Consider the following 19,175-nt stretch of genomic DNA (forward strand, 5'->3'; position numbering starts at 1 on the left):
CGCTTCCACCCGGCGCCCGATCAGAATTGGCGATCCCCTATCGACTGCAGCTGCAGGCTGCCGTCTTTTTGTAGCGTCAGCGGCATGCGCCAATCGCTCTGTTTATCCAGGTTGAACGGCCGGGAGCGGAATATGCAGCCGGTCTTGATGTTCTTGATTTTCATGACGTGTTCCGCGTCCGCATTGATTTTCACCTCGAAGCTGCCGGCGGGCGGAATAAAGACTTCCGCCAGCTGCTGCGGCGCCGTCGGCGTTTCCAGCTTGACCAGCACCGCGAAATCGTTGCCCTGATTATCCAGCGTCAGCCGATGCAGACCGGTTGCGGGCAGCCGCGTCGGCTGATGCAGATAACCGGCTGAGGCGGGCCATGGCTGCCCGGCATTGTCGTGCAGCGGCCCCCCGCACTGTTCACGCGCCTCGCGCAGCGGCATTTCGCGCTTTATCGCGCGGTTGTAATCGGTGGGGGCGGCGAGGCTGAATTCATCGTCATACTGGTGGGCGCGCAGATAGCGCTTGGCACCGAGCACCGCGATGGCGACCAGCATAAAGAACAAAAATATCCTCAGGCGATTTTTAAAAATCAGCCCGAACAGCTTCCCGGGGAGTTGAAACAGCCACCTTGCGATCGTCAATAACATCGTTTTCCCTTTACGCCCAAGCCGTTACGTCTGCGGTAACTTCGCCTGCCTCAGTATAGCCAAAGCGTTGCCTCCGGGCGGCATGCGCCATGAAATTCCTGTTTTTTTACCCCAAACCTTCCTCTAACAGCAACAGCAGCAGAAAGCCGGCAAAGAACATCGCGGTGGCGAACGGGGTCTCTTTCCCGCCTTCATGCGCTTCGACCAGCAGCTCCTCGGTCACCAGGTAGAGCAGGGCGATCAGGCCAAAGGCCAAAAAGGCGGTCAGCCAAAATGTGCCCAGCATGGCCACCGGCGCCCCCAGCAGGCCACCGATGGGCAGCAGCAGCGCCAGGCCGACTATCGCCGCCATGGCACGCAGCCGCCTGCCGAGAAAGTCTTTCAAATCGCCGACGATCGATAATCCGAGGAACAGCACTTCCAGCGTTAACGCCAGCGTCAACAGCAGACCGGCTTTGGCGCCGGCCGCGAAGGCAATGCCCAGCACCAGCCCATCGATAAAGATATCGACGCCGACCGCGGCGATAAAACCGACCGGCCCCTGCGATTTTTCACCCAGCCGCCGAACCAGCAACATCAACAGCACCCCCACAGCGCCGCCCAGCAACACGGCCACAGGCGACTGCTGCTTGAGATCGGGCAGGATTTCGGTGGCGGCAGCGGCGAAAACGATGCCGGCGGTAAAGTGATGGATGACGCGCATCGTGGCGGCACCGGGGAGGCGATAGAGCGCCACCGCAGCGCCGACGACGGTGGCTGCGGCGGGAAACAGCGTATAAAGCACGGCGGAGGTCATCGCGTCATAATCCCTTATTGGTGATGTCGCTTTGAGTCTAGACGAGCGCCGCCGCTTAGGCGTGGCGAAAAAAGTGATTGTTCGATTGTGTACGTTTATGTACATTTGTGATCACTTTAGCGCCGCCGGATCCATGCGATGCCCAAACTGTTACCGAATGAACGCCACCAGGCCATTCTCGACACGCTTCGCCAACAGGGGCGGGTACTTGCCCTGGAGATGGCGCAGCGGCTGAATACTACCGAAGCCACCATCCGCCGTGATCTGCGCCAGCTGGCGGCGCAGAACCTGTGCAAACGTATCTATGGCGGTGCGCTGGCGCCGACGCCGGCCGAAGGCCCCGTTGCGGCGCGCATGGCGCTCAGCGGCGATGAGAAACTGGCGCTGGCGCAGACCGCGCTGGGGGTGATCGGCGAAGAACAGCTGATTTTCCTCGATGCCGGCAGCACCCACCTGCATTTGGCGGAGCTGTTGCCACGCGATCGGCGTTTGACGGTGGTGACCAATGCGTTGAGTATCGCCGGTAAAATGCTGGAGCGGCCGGGGATCCGCACCATACTGATCGGCGGCGAGCTGGATGCGCAGGTCGGTGGCTGCGTGGACGCCAAGGCGGCGGAAGAGATCGACGGTTTCCATTTCGATCTGGTGTTCACCGGCATCTGCGCTTACGACCCGGCCGGTGGCTTTTCCGCATTGAGCTATCAGGACGCCACGTTCAAAAAGCGCTTGCTGACGCGCGCCGGCAGCGTGGCGGTGCTGTGCACCCGCGACAAACTCAATACCTATGCCCCTTACCCCTTCCTGCCCGCCGGGCGGGTAGATCATCTGGTGACGGCGCGCGGCGCGCACCCGCAGCTTGAGTTGCAGGTGGCGCAAGGCGGCGGCCAGATCTGGCACAGCGATTTATCGATCGGAGAATGATGATGAAAATAGCCCATGTTGCCCTGTGGACCCATAACATCGACGCGCAGCTGGCGTTCTGGCAGCGCTATTTCAACGGTGAAGCGGGGGAGGAGTATGTCAGCCGCAACCGGCCGGGGTTCGTTTCCCGCTTCGTCAGCCTGGCGGCCGGGCCGTCGCTGGAGATCATGTGCGTGCCGACGTTGCTGCCGGCGCAGGCGCAGGAGGAGCGGGTCGGTTGGGCGCACATCGCGCTGTCGCTGGGGGATGAGCGGCAGGTCGATAGGTTGGCGCAGCGCGCACAGCAGGAGGGTATTTTGCTGTCCGCGCCGCGCTGGACCGGCGACGGCTTCTATGAGGCCATCATCCGCGATCCGGATGGCAACGCGATCGAAATCACCGCCTGATCACTCTTCTTCAATGCTGGCGAACTGCTCCCCCAGATAGTCGAGCAGCAGCCGCACTGCCGGCAGCAGGCCGCGGCGCGACGGGTAGACTGCGTGCACCACGCCGCCCTGTGGCTGCCAGCCCGGCAACAGTTGCACCAGCTCGCCGCGCAGCATGTCGTCGCGCATCATCATCGCCGGTAGCTGAACGATGCCGGCGCCGGCGATGGCGGCGGTACGCAGCATCAGCATGTCGTCGGTGACCAGCCGCGGCGTGTGTTCCCACTCCACCCGTTCACCCTGCGGGCCGGTCAGCCGCCATTGGTGCTGAGCGCGCGCCGGGCCGAGATCGAGCGTCGGGTATTTACGCAGGTCTTCCGGCGTTTGCGCCGGCCCGAGGGTGCGCACCAGCGCCGGGCTGGCGGCGACGCACCAGGTGCGCTGCGCCAGGATCTTCAGCACCAGATCGCTGTCCTCCAGCGGCGGCGGCCGTACGCGGATCGCCAGATCCAACCCTTCCCCCACCACGTCCACCCGGCGGTTGGTGGCCTCCAGATGCACCGTCACCTTGGGATAATCGGCCATAAAGGTCGCCACCATGCTGCCGACGCGGGTGTGCAAGATCGCCACCGGGCAGGACATGCGCACCGTGCCGCAGGGCTCGGCGCGGGTCTGCTCGATCGCTTGCTGCGCCGCTTCCGCTTCCACCAGCATCGCCTTGCAGTGCGCGTAATAGGTTTGGCCGAGCTCGGTCACCGAGAAGCGCCGCGTCGAGCGCTGGATCAGGCGCACGCCCAACCGCTCTTCCAGCAGCGCCACGCGGCGGCTGAGCTTGGATTTGGGAATGCCCAGCGCCCGGCCGGCGGGGGCGAATCCCTGGTGATCGACCACGCTGGCGAAGAAAAACAGGTCGTTTAGATCGGTCAGCATCGCATCCCTTATCGTTCTATCAGTAGAACGCTGAGTGTACATCTTGCCTACTACTGCAGCAAACCCCGGCGGATTAAACTTCTGACATCAACTTAAGGCCGTGAGGTCTGAAACGGGAGTTCAAGATGAAAAAAATCCTCGGTATTCACAACAGCCCGGAAGCACATTGGGTCGGTAACGGTTTCCTGGTGAATTCGCTGTTCTCTTATAACGATTTGGGGGCGGAAATGAGCCCGTTCCTGCTGCTGGATCACGCGGCGCCAACCAAATTCCGTTCCGCCTCCGGCACCCGCGGCGTGGGTCAGCACCCGCATCGCGGGTTTGAAACGGTGACCATCGTCTATCAGGGCGAAGTGGAACACCGCGACTCGACCGGCAGCGGTGGGGTGATTGGCCCCGGCGACGTCCAGTGGATGACCGCCGCCTCCGGCATTCTGCACGAAGAGTTCCATTCTCGGGACTTCTCGCGCAAGGGCGGCACCATGGAAATGGTGCAGCTGTGGGTTAACCTGCCGGCCAAGGACAAAATGGCCGAGCCGGGTTACCAGACGCTGCTGAACGCCGATATTCCGGTGGTTCCGCTGGCGGACGGCGCCGGGCAGGTGCGGGTGATTGCCGGTGACTTTGGCGGCCACGCCGGCCCGGCACGCACTTTCAGCCCGCTCAACGTGTGGGACATGAAGCTGAATGCCGGCCATACCACCACGCTGACGGTGAAAGAAGGCCATACGCTGGCGCTGGTGATGCTGCACGGTGCGATCCTGGTCAACGGCGAAGACGTGGTGCGCGAAACCCAAATGGTGCGTTTCGACCGGGCGGGGGATTCGATCACCATCGAAGCTAACAATGACGTCGCACTGCTGGTGCTGAGCGGCGAACCGATCGATGAGCCTATCGTCGGCTACGGCCCGTTCGTCATGAACAGCGACGCGGAAATCCAGCAGGCGTTCCGCGATTTCAACAGCGGTAAGTTCGGCAGCATGAACGCCGAAGCGAGCGCCGGTTGAACTTTGGCGCCTGGGGCGGGCCGTGTTCCCCGGCTCAGGCGCTACACTTAAACCTCAACGCCCCGCCGCCAGGCGGGGCGTTTCATCCGCAACATCAACCCCACAGGAGTAAAACCATGACTGCAAACTACAAGCGCCTCGACAAAGACCAGGCCGCCGTATTGCTGGTGGATCATCAGGCAGGGCTGCTTTCGCTGGTGCGTGATATCGATCCCGATCGGTTTAAAAACAACGTGCTGGCGCTGGGTGATTTAGCGAAATACTTCAACCTGCCGACCATTCTTACCACCAGTTTCGAAAACGGCCCCAACGGCCCGCTGGTGCCGGAACTGAAAGCCCAATTCCCCGATGCTCCCTTCATTCCTCGCCCTGGCCAGATCAACGCCTGGGACAACGACGACTTCGTCAAGGCGGTAAAAGCCACCGGCCGCAAGCAACTGATCATCGCCGGCGTAGTAACCGAAGTGTGCGTGGCATTCCCGGCGCTGTCGGCGCTCAATGAAGGTTTCGAGGTCTTTGTGGTGACCGACGCCTCCGGCACCTTCAATGAGTTGACGCGTCAGTCGGCCTGGAGCCGCATGGAGGCCGCCGGCGCGCAGTTGATGACCTGGTTCGGCGTCGCCTGCGAGCTGCACCGCGACTGGCGCAATGACATCGAAGGGCTGGGCGCGCTGTTCTCCAACCATATCCCGGACTACCGCAATCTGATGACCAGCTACAACACGCTGACGAACGGCAAGTAACGCGACGGCCCTTTACCCAACCTTTCGCCTTTCATCACGTTAGACGCGGGATGTAAGCAAAACGTAGCGGGGCGAAAAGGTAGCGAAAAGCGGCTTTCTCATGGGCCGGGGGCGGGGTAGCGTAATCCCGAACCCGGCAAATGAGGCTAATTCAATGAAACAAGCAATCAAGATCCTGGCGCTGCCCTGCATGGGCATGGCGCTGTTGTTCAGCGCGAGCGCGATGTCGGCCCCCGAGGCGCCTGCGGCCAAAGCGTTGCCGCCTGTGGCGGATGAACCGATGCGCATGCCGCCTTTCCCGGGCGGGCACCCGCCCAAGCCGGGGTTCTGCCACGGCGGCGAGCTGTTCTGCTCCACCTCGGCCAGCGACAATCCGGTGGAAACCATCAACAAACTGACGGCGGTGATCCCGGCGGGCAGCGCCAAACATTACGAAGTTCGCGTCGCGGTGGTGGCGGTGCCTGAGGCACCGCCCGCGCCTTAACACGCCCTGTCATCCCGCTCTGGCCTGGGCGCGCTAGGCGCGTTAGGCTAAGGCGAGCGTTTTTCGGGAGGCGGGATGACCCCTTTATCACATCTGCCTTATCTCCAGCCCGGCGATCGCGCGCTGTTGTTTGACGGCGAATGTAATCTGTGTCACGGGCTGGTGAGGTATCTTATTCGCGCCGATCGGCAGCGGCGCATTCTGTTGGCGACGGTGCAATCCGCCGAAGGGCAGGCGATCCTGCAGGCGCTGGGATTGCCTACCGATCGTTTCGATTCCGTGGTCTATGTTGAGCAGGGGCGCTGTTGGCTACGTTCGGCGGCGTTGTTTCAGGCGCTGCGTCAAGTGGGGTGGCCGTACCGCGTACTGGCGCTGGCGCGTTACCTGCCGCCGCGACTGGCGGACAAGGTCTATGATGCGGTCGCCGGCAATCGCTACCGGCTGTTTGGCCGCAACGACGGCACCGGCCTGCCGGGCACCGATCAGCCCGGGCGTTATCTGCCCCGGCGGCAGGAACCGCCGGCCTGAGCTTTACGCTTCTTTACCATCCAACCGCTTGAAATATCAACACTCCAGCTCCATATAATGGAACGTTCAGCCAACAAGGAGCGCGTATGGGAATCAGTGAAGAAGAGCACATCCGCCGTTTGACCCAGGAGAAGAACGACATGGGCAATACGGCGAAATGGGTGGCGATCGTTTCCGCCGTGTACTTTGCCTTGATGGTGTTTTACGGCCACCCGACCGGCGTGTTGGCGATGTCGGGCGCGGTGTTCATCGTGTCTACCACCACCTGGTTGAAAAAGCGTCAGAAGGTCAAATCTTACCGCATGGCGTTGGCCAAAATCAGCGACGATCAACCCTGATAGTCGCCGCGCTTTAGCGTATACACCAGGCTCGGCGCTGCGCCGGGCACGTCATCCAGCGTATCCACCCGCCGTAAACCGACCTTTTCCAATACTCGCCACGAGGCCTGATTCTCCGTACGTACAATGGCGGAAATCTCCTCCAGCGCCAATCCGACAAAACCGTATTGCAGCGAAGCCCGCGCCATCTCGGTGGCCAATCCCATGCCCCAGACGCGAGTATCGAAGCGATAGCCGAGGTTCACGGTGCGGTGCGCCCCGAGCGCTTTCCGGGACAATCCGCCAAAGCCGATAATCCAATCCGGCCGTTCGCGCAGAGCGATCGCCCAGGAACCGTAACCGTGTTGTTGCCACCCGGCAATCCTCTCGTGCAGCACCGATGCGGCCTGCGCTTCGCTGGTGAGTGGGCCGGCGGGATTGAAACGCTGCGTTTGCGGATCGCCAAAGATGGCGTAGAAACGTGCGAGGTCCGCCATTACCGGTGGGCGCATCTGCAGGCGTTCGCTGAAGAAAGGGGTGGCAGGATTAAAGCTTGTCATCGTTTCTCTCCGCTGGATAAATGAACAGTGTTCACTGTAGACCAGATTGGCGAAACGGGAAATCCCCCTCTGCGGGTGAGAGGGGGAGAGGGCATTACAGGAAGGAGTCGTCGTCGTCGCTGTAATCGTCGTCGGCGTAGTCCGTGTCGTCCTGATAGTTGGCGTTCTGGAAGCCGTTGTCCTGGTTCAGGAAGCTGCCACCGTCGCCGTTGTTGAAGGTATCAAGGTTGTTGGAGGCGTCGAAATTGCGCATCGTGCTGTCGTCCAGCGGCGCCGGGGTTTCTTCGATAATATTCACGATTTCCTGCGGCTGCGAATGGCGGAACATGCCGGTCAGCATGTCGGCCAATACCACGCCGCCGGCGACGCCCGCTGCCGTTTGCAAGGCGCCGCCCAGGAAGCCGCCGGCACGTGAAGGCGCCGCCTGCTGCGGTTGGGCATAGGCCGGTTGCTGAGGCTGTTGCTGCGCGTTGTTCCAGGCCGCCGTATTTTGCTGCTGCGCCTGATACTGTTCGCGCGGGCTTGGCGTGCGGCTGCCGCCGCCAAACAGACCGGCCAGGAAACCGCCGCTGCTTTGCTGGCCGTGGGCGGTTTGCTGCAGCTGCGCGACCTGGGCTTCCAGATCTTTGACCCGCTGGTCCATCTGCTTGAGCGCTGCTTCCTGAATGATCATCGCCTGCGCCATGTAATAAGGGGCGGAAGGCTGCTCGCGAATATGCTGGTTGATTTGCTGCTCTGCCTGGAGATCCCGTGGGCCCGTCTTGGTCTCGGCTTCTTTCAGGCGGCCAAACAGACCATCGATAAGGCGTTGTTCTTCGGATTGCATAGGCGTACCTCGGGAGATAAATAACGTTGCTGGATGATGACTATCATCGGTAACAATCACCCTAGCGCGTTTACATGAACCAATAAATAAATGGCGGGTAAACCTGCCTATGAATTTGTTACCAATTGCGGCAGCGGGATCAGCATCACCAGCTTCAGACCGGCGTGCTCCGCCGGATGGAAGGTGAGTTGGCGATAGCGCAGTGCGCCTTGCTGAGGATGTTCGAACGCTCTTTCGCCGCCTTCGCGCGCCATCACGTCATGTTGCTTCCACCAGTGATTAAAGTCCGCGCTGTTGTGCGTCATGTTGCGCACGAAGGCGCGCATCTCTTCGGTATTTTGATGATGGCTGGTCTCGGCGCGAAACTCGGCCACCACGCGGCGAGCGCGTTCCTCCCAATCGCTGACCAGCGTTTTCGCCAACGGGTGGAAGAACATGAAGTGCAGCAGGTTGGGGCTGTTGGCCACATCCAGCCAGCCGCGGAACAGCGCCGCCGCCTGCGGGTTCCAGGCGACGACGTTCCAGGTCACGTCCAGCAGATAGCAGGGCACCGTCATCTGATGCACGCTTTGCAGCACCGCGTCGTTGGCGGTTTCGCGGTGCGCTTCCTGTTCGGGATCGGCGATGCGCGCCAGGGTAAACAGGTAGTGGCGTTCGGCCGGGCCGAGCCGCAGCGCTTTGGCGATGCGTGCCAGCGTATAGGGGGAAATAGACACCTCGCGGCCCTGTTCGATCCAGGTATACCAGGTGGCGCTGATGCCGCTGATTTGCGCCAGTTCTTCGCGGCGCAGGCCGCTGGTGCGGCGGCGCGAAGAGCTAGGCAGGCCGATCATTTCCGGCGTGATGCGTTCGCGGTGCGCGCGCAGAAATGCGCCGAGGGCTTTTGGCCCGGATAAGGCTTCTGATGACATAGCGTGGTACCTATTTATACCAGGATAACTGCTCATATTGTACCCGTATAGTAGCCTGATTATAGTAGCCGAAAAGCCTTCAGGCACAGGCGCAAGCCGGATAATAACAGGAGCAAACATGAGCAACAGCAACAGCCACAAAAACGCGGTAGACCGGCAGTTCGGCGAGCAGGCCAACGCCTACTTAACCAGCGCGGTACATGCGCAGGGCAAGGATTTGCAACGCCTCGCGCAGTTACTGGCGCCGCATGCCGACGCGCGTCTGCTCGATTTGGGCTGCGGCGCCGGGCATGCCAGCTTCACCGCGGCGGCCAGGGTGGCGCAGGTGGTGGCCTACGATCTGTCGGCGCAAATGCTGGCGGTGGTGAAGCAGGCGGCGGCGGAAAAAGGCCTGGGTAACATTCAGCTGCAGCAAGGCGTGGCGGAGTCTTTGCCGTTTGAGGACGCCAGCTTCGATCTGGTCATCAGCCGCTATTCGGCGCACCACTGGCACGATGTCGGCCAGGCGCTGCGTGAGGTCAGGCGGGTGCTCAAACCGGGCGGCAGAGCGATCTTTATGGACGTGGTCTCACCGGGGCATCCGCTGCTGGATATCTACCTGCAAACCGTGGAAGTGCTGCGTGATACCTCGCATGTGCGCAACTATGCGCCAGGCGAGTGGCTGGCGTTATTGACCGAAGCCGGGCTGGTGGTGCGTGAGGTGACGTCGGATCGCTTGATGCTGGAGTTCGATAGCTGGGTGGCGCGCATGCGCACCCCGGCGCATTTCGTCACCGCGATCCGCGCGCTGCAGCAAAGCGTGTCGCAAGAGGTGGCGGAGCATTTCGCGATTCAGCTGGATGGCTCCTTTACCAGCGATATCATGATGTTTGAAGTGACGAAGGGCTGAAAGCAACGGGGCAGCCGATGAAGGCTGCCCCGTGAAACGCGATCGACTGCGATACGCTTATTTTTTGTCTTCCAGCAGGCAGCGGTAGATCAGGCCGCCGATAATGCCGCCGACCAGCGGCACCAGCCAGAACACCCACAGCTGCTGCAGCGCCCAGGTGCCCTGGAAGATCGCTACGCCGGTGCTGCGCGCCGGGTTAACGGAGGTGTTGGTCACCGGGATGCTGATCAGGTGGATCAGCGTCAGCGTCAGGCCGATCGCCAGCGGGGCAAAGCCTGCCGGCGCGCGCTTGTCGGTTACGCCATGAATAACGATCAGGAAGAAGGCCGTCAGCACCAGCTCAATCACGATGGCTGATTGCAGAGAATAACCGCCCGGTGAGTGTTCGCCGTAACCGTTGGAGGCGAAACCGCCCGCGGTGGCGTCGAAACCGGCTTTGCCGCTGGCGATCAGATACAGCACCGCCGCTGCGGCGATACCGCCGATCACCTGTGCGATCACGTAAGGGATCACGTCTTTCGCCGCGAAACGGCCGCCGGCGAATAAGCCGACGGTGATCGCCGGGTTAAAGTGCCCGCCGGAAATATGGCCGACGGCATAGGCCATCGTCACCACGGTCAGACCGAAAGCGAGCGCGACGCCGAGGAAACCAATACCCAGTTGTGGGAATGCCGCTGCTAATACTGCGCTACCACAACCACCAAACACCAACCAAAATGTGCCAAAAAATTCAGCAAAAAGTCGCTTTGACATAGATTCCATCCTGCGGAATTGACTAACGGGCGTTAGCACTAAAAACTATAGAACAGCTTTTTCAGTTCATGCAGATATTCTATAGAATTTTCTTAATGCACCTTGAATAACGGCGGTATTAAATCCCTGGTATTTTATTTTGTCTATGAGAAAAACACCGTTTTTCGCCGTGTTGACGCGCGTTTGCCGATTTTTTTATCTTTGTTATCAGAATTTACCCTAAGCAAAATGACGGGTTATTTCCGGGCGGTTTTTTCCAGCGGTTTTCTCCATTCAATACGCTCAGGTTAATTGCTAATTTCTATTTGCCAGCCAACCTTATTGCCTGATGTGCATTTGACGAATTGCCTATTGTCATCTAAGTGTCATGCTAAATTAATATCGTCTTCTGCCTGACAACGCTTCATTTAACCTCGGGTAACAAATATGAAAATAAAATCGCTCTCCCTGCTGTTGGCTTCACTGTTTCCTGTATTGGCCCACGCTGCCGACATTGAGGTGGCGCGTTATGTGGTCGGCTTCCCCGGTGGGGAACGCGTCGCCTATCAGGGGGCGTTCGCCAAGCATTTCCCGCAGGGGTTGCCGGTGGGGATCGGCTCCGGGTTGATGTTCAACAAGAAGCAGGGCGACGATTTGGTGCTGACGACGCTGACCGATCGCGGCCCGAATGCCGATGCCCCGGCGGTAGGCAAGCAAGAGGCCAAGATTTTCGCCAATCCGCAATTCATGCCTCTGTTGATGGACATTCGTATCGGCGGCGGCAAGGCCGTGGCCGAGAATGCGCGGCCCTTGCATGACGAAAAAGGGCCGATTAGCGGGCTGCCGCTGCCGAGTGAGCTGATTGGTTCCACGAACGAAGTGGCGTTGAACGACGCGCTGCAACCGCTGTCCGGCGATCGCCGCGGGTTGGATACCGAAGGCATCATCGGTGACGGTAACGGCGGTTATTGGCTGTGCGATGAGTACGGCCCGTTTCTGATCCATGTCGACGGCAAAGGTAAAATCCTCGCCAAATATGGCCCAACGCCGCAGGCCGGCGAGCAGGCGGTGGCGAGCGGGTTACCGAACATCTTGAAATGGCGCCAGCCTAACCGCGGTTTTGAGGGGCTGACCCGGATGCCGGATGGGCGCATTCTGGCGGCGGTGCAGAGCACGCTGGATGTCGATGGCAAAAGCAAAAACAAGGCGCAGTTTACCCGGCTGGTGAGTTTCGATCCGCGCAGTGGCAAAACCGCCATGTACGGCTATCCCATCGATATCGACAGCTATAAAAAAGCCAAAGACGCCAAGATTGGCGATGTGGTGGCGTTGGACAATCAGCGCATCCTGTTGATTGAACAGGGAACCGGTAAAGATAAGACAATGATCAACAAGATCTATCTGGTGGATCTCGCGCAGGCCAGCGATCTGGGCGCGTTTGACGGCCAGGGTAAAGCGCTGGAGTTCGACGACGCGAAAGATCTCGCTAAGCGCGGCGTGAAGCTGGCGCAGAAACGGGAAGTGGCGGATTTGCGCCAGTTGGGCTGGCGCCAGGAGAAAGCGGAAGGGTTGGCGCTGATCGACGATCGCACGCTGGCGGTGATCAATGACAACGATTTCGGCCTGCAGGCCAAACTGGTGGACGCATCGCCAAAGAGCAAGAAAATCGGCGACTACCAGCTGGAGAAAGAAGGACGGCTGAGCCTCGACGGCGACAAGACCGACGCCCGTATCGAGTTGCGCCCGCTGGAGCAGCCGGAATCGCTGAGCGAGCTGTGGGTGCTCACCTTGCCGCACCCCTTGAAGTGACCGAGATAGGGGGGGCGATAGCGCCCCCGTCAGACCGTTGACAAAGGAGGAAAAAACGTGGTTTTTCCTCCTTTGTGGCCATCAGCCGAAAATCAATAAATTGATTTTCCTTGTTTTTTATCCGCTGCTCTTTGCAAACCCGGCAATGGCATGAGGTTTGTCATCAATCTCACAGCGGGGGCGATAGCGCCCCCGTTTGTGTCAGGCTTCCGCATGCTGCTGCGGCGCTCTGCCGCGCGAGATGCTCTCCCACACCGCCACCATCACCATGATCAGCGTCGTCAGGCCATTGACCATCAGCAGATCGGTTAAATAGGCGATAGGGGCCAATACCGCCAGCGCCAGCAGCCCAACCAGGTGCGACAGCGGAAAACGGTGATACACCAGCCGTTTGTACAGCGCGTTGGCGAACAGGTAAATCGCCGGGCCGAGCAGCAGCACCGCCGCCGTGGCGTGTTGGATGCGGCCGTCGGGATGGGCGATCACCTGCTCGTTGGCCACGGCGCAGACGATGATCGCCCCCACCAGCGCGACGTGCACATAATGGAAATAAGCGCCCAGTTGGCCGGGGTTTTCCGCCTGGCTGATGGCGTGGCTGCCGGCTTTGCTGCTGGTGTCGAAGTAAACCCACCACATCGCCAGGCTGCCGAGAAAGGCCACCAGCGAGGCGATGAGCACCGGCAGACTCCAGCTTTCCATCTCGCTCAGGGTAGCGCCGGTGATCAGAATGGTTTCCCCCAGCGCCACGATCACGAACAGCTGGCAACGCTCTGCCAGATGGTGGCCTTCGATGGTCCATTCGCTGCTGCTGTCCGAGCGCCCCAGGACCGGTAAACGGAAGCCGAACATCGGCGAGACGTATTCGCACAAGACGGCGATCGCCCACAGCGCCAGGCGGGCATTGCCTTCTGCCAGCCCACCGACGATCCAGAAGACGGCGGAGATGCACAGCCAACCGAGAATGCGGCGAAAGTTTTGTTTTAACGGATGATCGGGCGCCAGCAGGCGTAGCACCGTGACGGAGCGGCCAACCTGAATGGCGACGTAGAACAGCGCGAAGATCAGACCGCGTTCGCCAAACGCCTGTGGCAGCGCGGCGGCGGCGAACAGCCCTAGCAGCATGATCGCGAACAGCAGCAGGCGGATCTGACGGGTATCGGGATTGAACCAGTTGGTGACCCAGGCGGTGTATTGCCAGGCCAGCCAGACGGCGAACCACAGCAGCAGGGTTTCCAGTGCGCCGGTCAGCGTCAGGTGATGCAACAGATAGTGGGAAAGTTGGGTCACGGCGAAAACGTAGATCAGATCGAACAGCAGTTCGGAGAATGAGACCGAAGCGCCCTGACCGTCACGCACGCGCAGCAGGTTTTGCGACATAAGCGTTCTTCCTTAAAAGGGTAAGCCACAAAATCAGCGTAGCTCAGCGCGCCTCGGCGGGTAAAAAATCTTAAATAGCGGCGGCGTGCGTTCTTTCTTTCGCCCTGTCTTTAATTGTTCATCAAATAGGGGTAAGGTGAACTCAATAAAGTCATTCCTGCCTGAAAATACACACTCGCACTCATATCCTCCTTATTCTCCTCACAATGATTGATGTTCTTTACGTTGCATGACGTCCGTTTTCATTGGCTAGCGGATAATTAACATCACTGACAACGAGCTAATAAACAAGAACACCTGGAGTCAATCATGAAACTTATCCCAAGCATCGCAGCCGTATTGATCGCCGCCGCTTCCTTCTCCACTTTCGCCGCGCCGCTGTCGTCGGTGAAACAGGTCAACAGCGAGCAGGCCGCCAATCTGCAAAGCATCGGCGTCGTGTCGGTTTCCGGCATTAGCGGCTCACCGCATGACGCCATCACCGCCCTGAAAGAAAAAGCCGCGGCGGACGGCGCCAGCCATTACCGCATTATCGGCCTGGACACCCCCGGGGACTCCAGTAACTGGCGCGGCAATGCGGAAATTTATCGCTAAGCGTTGATTGTTACTCTCTGGCCACGGCAACGTGGCCAATAAAATAAACGGTCGTAATAATTATCTGAACAGTCGGCGCATAAACGGCTTATTTTCAGGTCATTATTACGACCGTTTTTCTTTGTGCCGTCGTGGCTGAGGTCGCATTTTATTACAACTGTGTCTGCCGCTTTCGGAATCATGTTAATGATTACTTAAGAAATTCGGCTCACATTGGGGGCTTAACCCAAGGAGGCCTCAATGTTAAATGCGACCCGGCTGCAACTGATGAATCACTTCGCTTACTTGCAGCAATTTATGGCTTCACCGCGCACCGTCGGTACGCTGGCGCCTTCTTCCCCGTGGCTGTGCCAGGCGATGCTGAACCAGATTGAATGGACCCGTGCGCTGTCGATCGCGGAGCTGGGCGCGGCGGACGGCGTACTGACCAAACGCATCCTGGGGCGGATGCGCGCCGATGCGGCGCTGGAGGCTTTCGAAATTCAACCGCATTTCGTGCATCGGCTGCGGGGGATAGACGATCGGCGGCTGCAGGTGATGCCCCATTCGGCGACCCAAATGGCCACGGATTACGACGTGGTGTTTTCCTGCCTGCCGCTGCTGTCGATCCCGGTCAGGATCAGCGTGCGCATTCTTCAGCAGGCCCGGCAGCGGCTGCTGGCGCGCAACGGCACGCTGGTGTTGTTTCAATACAGCCACCTGTCGGAAAAATTGCTGTCCCGCTATTTTCACTGGAAGCGCCTGCGGGTGGTGCGCAACTTCCCGCCGGCGCTGGTGTATGTTTGTACGCCGCGTTAGCTACAGCGTTTTCGCCATTACTACCACTTCTTCGTCATGCTGCCGCCGGCGTTCCACGGGATGCCAACCCCAGCCGGCGTACAGCGCTTCCGATTTGTCGGTGATGAGATGCAAAACCGAGTGATGGCGTTGCCGCGCCGCCTCGACGATGGCCATCTCAAGACGGTGGGCGATGCCCTTGCGGCGGTGATCGGGATGCACGAAGACGCCGGCCAGCCATGGGGTGAGATCCTGGCGCTGATGATCGTCGCTGGGCCACAGGCTGGCCATGCCCACCGGACGATCGCCGTCGATCATCATCAGCGTCAGGTGATCGTCGCTTGGCCGGCTGCAGTGGGCGAAGCGCAACTGGGTGCGCTCCAGCGAACCGCCGCGCTGTGAGCCCCATTGGCCGAAGGCCCAGGCGGCGCACACATCGGCAAACTGCGGGCACTCCGACAGCGGAATAATGTGTTGAGTCATGGAGGTCTCCCGGTTTTTTGCTGTTTCCCCGTTCTATTTAACCGATTTCCCCGCCATTTTTTTAACTTTTTAAAGCCGTTATTTTAGCGGTTTCGCCATGTTTGCCGCGCGCCCGGCGCCGTTTCCCGGATTTCTTTTGGCAATCGCGGCGTGGGATTGCAAGTGTTAATGAGAGTGATTATCATGCGCACATTATTTCCCCCGTTTCGGCTCAATCATGCGCAATTCCCTCATTTTACTGCTGCTTTCCCTGTGGTTCGGCCTGTTCTCCGCCCAGGCGAAGACGGTGACCGATATCACCGGCCGTCAGGTTGTGGTGCCGGACAATCCGCAGCGCATCGTGGTGGGGGAGAGCCGCATGCTGTATACGCTGGCGCTGCTGGAGCCGGGCAACCCGGCGCAGCGCATCGTCGGCTGGCCGGCGGATCTGGCGCGTTTCGATGCGCAAAGCTGGCAACGCTATACGCAGAAGTTCCCGCAGATCGCCGCGATCCCCGTGATCAGCGGCAATAACTTCCGCCAGGTCAATATTGAAAGCCTGCTGCAGCTGAAGCCGGATCTGGTGATCCTGGCGCGCTACGCGCGTGAAGACGGCGACAACGATCTGCTGGTTTCCGCGCTGAACAAGGCCGGCGTGGCGGTGATCTACGTCGATCTGCGTATCGATTTGCTGAACAACACCGTGCCGAGCGTGCGGCTGCTGGGCGAAGTGCTCAATCGCCAGCAGCGCGCCGAGCAGTTCATCGCGTTTTATCAGCAGCATATGGCGGTGATTCAGCAACGCCTGGCGGGCTATCAGGGGGCGAAGCCCAAAGTGATGCTGCACCTGCATCTGGGGCGGCGCGATACCTGTTGCACCACCGCCGCACACGGCAACCTTGGCGATCTGCTGACCTTCGCCGGCGGCGACAACATCGCCAACGCCAGCGTCAAAGGGGTGTATGGCGAACTGAACCCGGAAACCATTCTGAGCGCCAATCCTGATGTGTACCTCGCCACCGGCATGGCCGGCCCGCAGGGCAAACGGCTGTCCGATCTGCGCCTCGGGCCGCAGGTCAGCCCACAGGAGGCCGCCGACAGCTTCCGCCGGCTGATCGCCAAACAGCCGATGCTGACCAACCTGCAGGCGGTGAAAAACCACCGTGCCTGGAGCGTCTGGCACAACTTTTACCTCAGCCCGTACCACGTGGTGCTGGTCGAGGTATTCGCCAAAGCGTTTTACCCGGATCTGTTCGCCGACATCAACCCGCAGCAGACCTTCCAACAGCTTTATCAGCAGTTTTTGCCGTTACCTTTTTCAGGGACCTATTGGAGTCAGTTAGATAATGAATAACAACAAGCGCGGCTGGTGGTGCGCATTGCCTTTGGCGGCCTGCGCAACATTGCCGACGTGGGCGGCGGAAAAAGTCGCGTCGAAAGAAGAAAGCCTGACGGTGATTGGCCGCAAAGACGCCGACGGTGTGCAGAGCTATCAGCCGTTGACCAGCGTCACCGGCACCCGCAGCGAAACCAACCTGTTGAATGTGCCGCAGGCGATCGACGTGGTGCCGCAGCAGGTGATTACCGATCAGGCGGTCAGCAGCCTGGACGAAGCGCTGTACAACGTCAGCGGCATTACCCAGGCCAACACGCTGGGCGGCACTCAGGACGCGGTCATGAAACGCGGCTTCGGCGATAACCGCGACGGCTCTATTCTGCGCGACGGCGTGCGCTCGGTGCAGGCACGCAACTTTACGCCGACCACCGAGCGGGTGGAGGTGCTCAAGGGGCCGGCCTCGATGCTGTATGGCATGGGCGAGCCGGGCGGGATGATCAATATGATCACCAAAAAGCCCCAGCTGCAGCAACATACCCACGTGGAAGGCTGGGGCAGCAGCTTCAACGGCGGCGGCGGCCAGCTCGACGTTACCGGGCCGCTCGGCACGTCGGGATTCGCCTATCGCATGATCGTCGATCACGATGAAACCGACTACTGGCGCAACTTCGGCCGCAACCGCCAGACGGTGATCGCGCCCTCGCTGATGTGGTATGGCGAGAACACCACCGTGCGCTTGGCCTACGAGCATATGGAATATCTGGTGCCGTTCGATCGCGGCACCATTATCGATTCGCGCACCGGCAAACCGGTGAATACGCCGCGCGATCGCCGTTTCGACGAAGCCTATAACGCTACCCGCGGCGATCAGGACAGCATTACCCTGCAGATCGATCAAACGCTCAACGAGCGCTGGAAAAGCTCGCTGACCTACGCCTACAGCCGCAACAGCTACAGCGACAACCAGGCGCGCGCCACGGCGCTGAACCCGGTGACCGGCGCATTGAGCCGCCAGGCCGACTCGACAGCCCATGCCGTCAGCCACGCCAACGCGGTGCAGCTGACGCTCAATGGCGATGTGGACTGGGGTAGCATCAACCACCAGATGCTGTTCGGCTTTGATTTTGAAGATAACCGTACCTACCGCGGCGACATGATCCGCGGTAAAAAGAACAGCGATTTCAATATCTATCATCCGGTATACGGCCTGATGCCGCCGTCGACCGCGGTCAGCGCCAAAGACAGCGACCAGCGGGAAAATCTCACCAGCTACGGCTGGTTTATGCAGGACTCCATCCAACTGACCGATAAATGGTTGGTGATGGGCGGGCTGCGTTACGACGCTTTCGACGTCTATGCCGGCAAGGGGCGGCCATTCCAGACCAACACCGACAGCTCGGACGGCAAGCTGGTGCCGCGCGCCGGTGTGGTCTACAAGCTGACGCCTTACGTGTCGCTGTACAGCAGCTATACCGAGTCGTTCAAGCCGAACTCTTCCATCGCCACCCAAATTGATTCGCTGCCGCCGGAACAGGGCAAGTCGTGGGAGGTCGGCGGCAAGCTGGCGCTGCCGAACGGCGTCACCGGTACGCTGGCGCTGTTCGACATCACCAAACGCAACGTGATGGTCAATGAGCTGGTGGAGGGCGAAACCGTGACGCGCACCGCCGGGCGCGTGCGTTCGCAGGGCGTGGAGCTGGACGTGGCCGGTAATCTTACCGACTCGCTGAGCCTGATCGGTTCCTATGCGTATACCGACGCCCGCGTGGTGGACGATCCGGACAACAAGGGCAAAGAGATGACCAACGTGGCGCGCCATACCGCCTCGCTGTTCCTGACCCAGAACCTCGGCAGCCTGGGCCTGTACAGCGGCGATGAGGTGCGTATCGGCGCCGGCGCGCGCTACGTGGGCCGCCGCCCGGGGGACGCCGCCAACAGTTTCTCCCTGGATAATTACACCGTTGCCGATGCGTTCGCCGCTTACACCATGCCGATCAACGGCTATCGGGTGAAATGGCAGCTGAACGTGAAGAACCTGTTCGATAAAACCTACTATCCGTCCAGCGGTGGCAATCTGCGCGTGGCGGTAGGAGAGCCGCGTGAGGTGGTGCTGCGCGGCAGTATCGATTTCTGAGCCACGGGCGGTGGAATTTGTTTAAATAACCGCCCCAAC

General features: G+C 60.2%; 22 protein-coding genes. 13 read left to right on the forward strand and 9 right to left on the reverse strand.

Annotation, left to right across the window (positions count from 1 at the left end; genetic code table 11):
• Positions 1-20: 20 nt before the first annotated feature.
• Complete coding sequence (locus tag ACJ8IL_RS15155) at positions 21-638, reverse strand: hypothetical protein (protein ID WP_414104805.1); 618 nt, start codon at positions 636-638, stop codon at positions 21-23.
• A gap of 106 nt (positions 639-744) precedes the next feature.
• Positions 745-1,434, reverse strand: a complete 690-nt coding sequence (locus tag ACJ8IL_RS15160; protein WP_342096019.1) for a transporter — start codon at positions 1,432-1,434, stop codon at positions 745-747.
• A gap of 138 nt (positions 1,435-1,572) precedes the next feature.
• Between ACJ8IL_RS15160 and ACJ8IL_RS15165 the strand changes: the two genes are divergently transcribed.
• Positions 1,573-2,355: a DeoR/GlpR family DNA-binding transcription regulator gene (locus tag ACJ8IL_RS15165; protein ID WP_442516643.1), complete on the forward strand. Its 783-nt coding sequence runs from the start codon at positions 1,573-1,575 to the stop codon at positions 2,353-2,355.
• A 2-nt stretch (positions 2,356-2,357) separates the two neighbouring features.
• Positions 2,358-2,741, forward strand: coding sequence for a VOC family protein (locus tag ACJ8IL_RS15170; protein WP_442516644.1), 384 nt, complete (start codon positions 2,358-2,360; stop codon positions 2,739-2,741).
• Here the strand turns inward: ACJ8IL_RS15170 and ACJ8IL_RS15175 are convergent, their stop codons facing one another.
• Positions 2,742-3,650: a LysR family transcriptional regulator gene (locus ACJ8IL_RS15175; protein WP_025301703.1), complete on the reverse strand. Its 909-nt coding sequence runs from the start codon at positions 3,648-3,650 to the stop codon at positions 2,742-2,744.
• Between the two features lie 125 nt (positions 3,651-3,775).
• Between ACJ8IL_RS15175 and ACJ8IL_RS15180 the strand changes: the two genes are divergently transcribed.
• The 5 genes from ACJ8IL_RS15180 (at position 3,776) to ACJ8IL_RS15200 (ending at position 6,750) form a co-directional block, all read left to right on the forward strand.
• A complete protein-coding gene (locus tag ACJ8IL_RS15180) occupies positions 3,776-4,657 on the forward strand; it encodes a pirin family protein (protein ID WP_016928920.1) in 882 nt (293 codons plus the stop codon).
• Between the two features lie 116 nt (positions 4,658-4,773).
• Complete coding sequence (gene ycaC / locus ACJ8IL_RS15185) at positions 4,774-5,400, forward strand: isochorismate family cysteine hydrolase YcaC (protein ID WP_025301704.1); 627 nt, start codon at positions 4,774-4,776, stop codon at positions 5,398-5,400.
• Positions 5,401-5,554: 154 nt separating this feature from the next.
• Positions 5,555-5,884 carry a hypothetical protein gene (locus ACJ8IL_RS15190; RefSeq protein ID WP_442516645.1) on the forward strand — a complete coding sequence of 110 codons (330 nt, stop codon included), beginning with the start codon at positions 5,555-5,557 and terminating at the stop codon, positions 5,882-5,884.
• 75 nt (positions 5,885-5,959) lie between these two features.
• Positions 5,960-6,412 (forward strand): thiol-disulfide oxidoreductase DCC family protein, encoded by a 453-nt coding sequence (locus ACJ8IL_RS15195; protein WP_025301706.1) that lies wholly within the window; start codon positions 5,960-5,962, stop codon positions 6,410-6,412.
• An 86-nt stretch (positions 6,413-6,498) separates the two neighbouring features.
• Entirely contained in the window at positions 6,499-6,750 is a 252-nt protein-coding gene (locus ACJ8IL_RS15200) for a hypothetical protein (RefSeq protein ID WP_025301707.1), read from the forward strand.
• On the opposite strand, the gene ACJ8IL_RS15205 is transcribed toward ACJ8IL_RS15200, so the two are convergent.
• From ACJ8IL_RS15205 to ACJ8IL_RS15215, 3 genes are all read right to left on the reverse strand, one after another.
• Positions 6,741-7,289 carry a GNAT family N-acetyltransferase gene (locus tag ACJ8IL_RS15205; protein WP_173889188.1) on the reverse strand — a complete coding sequence of 183 codons (549 nt, stop codon included), beginning with the start codon at positions 7,287-7,289 and terminating at the stop codon, positions 6,741-6,743. The genes ACJ8IL_RS15200 and ACJ8IL_RS15205 overlap by 10 nt on opposite strands.
• Positions 7,290-7,383: 94 nt before the next feature.
• Positions 7,384-8,115: a DUF2076 domain-containing protein gene (locus ACJ8IL_RS15210; protein WP_127146273.1), complete on the reverse strand. Its 732-nt coding sequence runs from the start codon at positions 8,113-8,115 to the stop codon at positions 7,384-7,386.
• A 107-nt stretch (positions 8,116-8,222) separates the two neighbouring features.
• Positions 8,223-9,026: a helix-turn-helix transcriptional regulator gene (locus ACJ8IL_RS15215; protein WP_025301710.1), complete on the reverse strand. Its 804-nt coding sequence runs from the start codon at positions 9,024-9,026 to the stop codon at positions 8,223-8,225.
• Positions 9,027-9,144: 118 nt separating this feature from the next.
• Between ACJ8IL_RS15215 and ACJ8IL_RS15220 the strand changes: the two genes are divergently transcribed.
• Positions 9,145-9,915 carry a class I SAM-dependent methyltransferase gene (locus ACJ8IL_RS15220; protein WP_049295122.1) on the forward strand — a complete coding sequence of 257 codons (771 nt, stop codon included), beginning with the start codon at positions 9,145-9,147 and terminating at the stop codon, positions 9,913-9,915.
• Between the two features lie 57 nt (positions 9,916-9,972).
• Here ACJ8IL_RS15220 and aqpZ read toward each other — a convergent pair whose 3' ends face one another.
• On the reverse strand, positions 9,973-10,668 hold the full coding sequence (aqpZ, locus tag ACJ8IL_RS15225) for an aquaporin Z (RefSeq protein ID WP_025301712.1): 696 nt from the start codon (positions 10,666-10,668) through the stop codon (positions 9,973-9,975).
• Positions 10,669-11,094: 426 nt separating this feature from the next.
• Between aqpZ and ACJ8IL_RS15230 the strand changes: the two genes are divergently transcribed.
• On the forward strand, positions 11,095-12,456 hold the full coding sequence (locus ACJ8IL_RS15230; protein ID WP_442516646.1) for an esterase-like activity of phytase family protein: 1,362 nt from the start codon (positions 11,095-11,097) through the stop codon (positions 12,454-12,456).
• Positions 12,457-12,657: 201 nt separating this feature from the next.
• Here ACJ8IL_RS15230 and ACJ8IL_RS15235 read toward each other — a convergent pair whose 3' ends face one another.
• Complete coding sequence (locus ACJ8IL_RS15235; RefSeq protein ID WP_442516647.1) at positions 12,658-13,833, reverse strand: low temperature requirement protein A; 1,176 nt, start codon at positions 13,831-13,833, stop codon at positions 12,658-12,660.
• Positions 13,834-14,142: 309 nt separating this feature from the next.
• Between ACJ8IL_RS15235 and ACJ8IL_RS15240 the strand changes: the two genes are divergently transcribed.
• Positions 14,143-14,427, forward strand: a complete 285-nt coding sequence (locus ACJ8IL_RS15240) for a YdgH/BhsA/McbA-like domain containing protein (protein WP_004940519.1) — start codon at positions 14,143-14,145, stop codon at positions 14,425-14,427.
• A gap of 240 nt (positions 14,428-14,667) precedes the next feature.
• A complete protein-coding gene (locus ACJ8IL_RS15245) occupies positions 14,668-15,225 on the forward strand; it encodes a class I SAM-dependent methyltransferase (protein WP_025301715.1) in 558 nt (185 codons plus the stop codon).
• Here the strand turns inward: ACJ8IL_RS15245 and ACJ8IL_RS15250 are convergent, their stop codons facing one another.
• Positions 15,226-15,687, reverse strand: coding sequence for a GNAT family N-acetyltransferase (locus ACJ8IL_RS15250; protein ID WP_043135591.1), 462 nt, complete (start codon positions 15,685-15,687; stop codon positions 15,226-15,228).
• A 217-nt stretch (positions 15,688-15,904) separates the two neighbouring features.
• Here ACJ8IL_RS15250 and ACJ8IL_RS15255 point away from each other — a divergent pair, with 217 nt between their 5' ends.
• Positions 15,905-17,020 (forward strand): ABC transporter substrate-binding protein, encoded by a 1,116-nt coding sequence (locus ACJ8IL_RS15255; RefSeq protein WP_342096024.1) that lies wholly within the window; start codon positions 15,905-15,907, stop codon positions 17,018-17,020.
• Positions 17,013-19,136, forward strand: coding sequence for a TonB-dependent siderophore receptor (locus ACJ8IL_RS15260; protein WP_442516648.1), 2,124 nt, complete (start codon positions 17,013-17,015; stop codon positions 19,134-19,136). Before ACJ8IL_RS15255 ends, ACJ8IL_RS15260 begins: the two co-directional genes overlap by 8 nt.
• Positions 19,137-19,175: the final 39 nt, after the last annotated feature.

Source organism: Serratia sp. CY47444 (genome assembly GCF_052168635.1).
In the GTDB taxonomy this organism is placed as follows: domain Bacteria; phylum Pseudomonadota; class Gammaproteobacteria; order Enterobacterales; family Enterobacteriaceae; genus Serratia; species Serratia bockelmannii.

Coding starts and splice junctions, on each gene's coding strand:
- ACJ8IL_RS15155 (WP_414104805.1), bottom strand. CDS start 638: ATGTTATTGACGATCGCAAGGTGGCTGTTTCAACTCCCCGGGAAGCTG.
- ACJ8IL_RS15160 (WP_342096019.1), bottom strand. CDS start 1,434: ATGACCTCCGCCGTGCTTTATACGCTGTTTCCCGCCGCAGCCACCGTC.
- ACJ8IL_RS15165 (WP_442516643.1), top strand. CDS start 1,573: ATGCCCAAACTGTTACCGAATGAACGCCACCAGGCCATTCTCGACACG.
- ACJ8IL_RS15170 (WP_442516644.1), top strand. CDS start 2,358: ATGAAAATAGCCCATGTTGCCCTGTGGACCCATAACATCGACGCGCAG.
- ACJ8IL_RS15175 (WP_025301703.1), bottom strand. CDS start 3,650: ATGCTGACCGATCTAAACGACCTGTTTTTCTTCGCCAGCGTGGTCGAT.
- ACJ8IL_RS15180 (WP_016928920.1), top strand. CDS start 3,776: ATGAAAAAAATCCTCGGTATTCACAACAGCCCGGAAGCACATTGGGTC.
- ycaC (WP_025301704.1), top strand. CDS start 4,774: ATGACTGCAAACTACAAGCGCCTCGACAAAGACCAGGCCGCCGTATTG.
- ACJ8IL_RS15190 (WP_442516645.1), top strand. CDS start 5,555: ATGAAACAAGCAATCAAGATCCTGGCGCTGCCCTGCATGGGCATGGCG.
- ACJ8IL_RS15195 (WP_025301706.1), top strand. CDS start 5,960: ATGACCCCTTTATCACATCTGCCTTATCTCCAGCCCGGCGATCGCGCG.
- ACJ8IL_RS15200 (WP_025301707.1), top strand. CDS start 6,499: ATGGGAATCAGTGAAGAAGAGCACATCCGCCGTTTGACCCAGGAGAAG.
- ACJ8IL_RS15205 (WP_173889188.1), bottom strand. CDS start 7,289: ATGACAAGCTTTAATCCTGCCACCCCTTTCTTCAGCGAACGCCTGCAG.
- ACJ8IL_RS15210 (WP_127146273.1), bottom strand. CDS start 8,115: ATGCAATCCGAAGAACAACGCCTTATCGATGGTCTGTTTGGCCGCCTG.
- ACJ8IL_RS15215 (WP_025301710.1), bottom strand. CDS start 9,026: ATGTCATCAGAAGCCTTATCCGGGCCAAAAGCCCTCGGCGCATTTCTG.
- ACJ8IL_RS15220 (WP_049295122.1), top strand. CDS start 9,145: ATGAGCAACAGCAACAGCCACAAAAACGCGGTAGACCGGCAGTTCGGC.
- aqpZ (WP_025301712.1), bottom strand. CDS start 10,668: ATGTCAAAGCGACTTTTTGCTGAATTTTTTGGCACATTTTGGTTGGTG.
- ACJ8IL_RS15230 (WP_442516646.1), top strand. CDS start 11,095: ATGAAAATAAAATCGCTCTCCCTGCTGTTGGCTTCACTGTTTCCTGTA.
- ACJ8IL_RS15235 (WP_442516647.1), bottom strand. CDS start 13,833: ATGTCGCAAAACCTGCTGCGCGTGCGTGACGGTCAGGGCGCTTCGGTC.
- ACJ8IL_RS15240 (WP_004940519.1), top strand. CDS start 14,143: ATGAAACTTATCCCAAGCATCGCAGCCGTATTGATCGCCGCCGCTTCC.
- ACJ8IL_RS15245 (WP_025301715.1), top strand. CDS start 14,668: ATGTTAAATGCGACCCGGCTGCAACTGATGAATCACTTCGCTTACTTG.
- ACJ8IL_RS15250 (WP_043135591.1), bottom strand. CDS start 15,687: ATGACTCAACACATTATTCCGCTGTCGGAGTGCCCGCAGTTTGCCGAT.
- ACJ8IL_RS15255 (WP_342096024.1), top strand. CDS start 15,905: ATGCGCAATTCCCTCATTTTACTGCTGCTTTCCCTGTGGTTCGGCCTG.
- ACJ8IL_RS15260 (WP_442516648.1), top strand. CDS start 17,013: ATGAATAACAACAAGCGCGGCTGGTGGTGCGCATTGCCTTTGGCGGCC.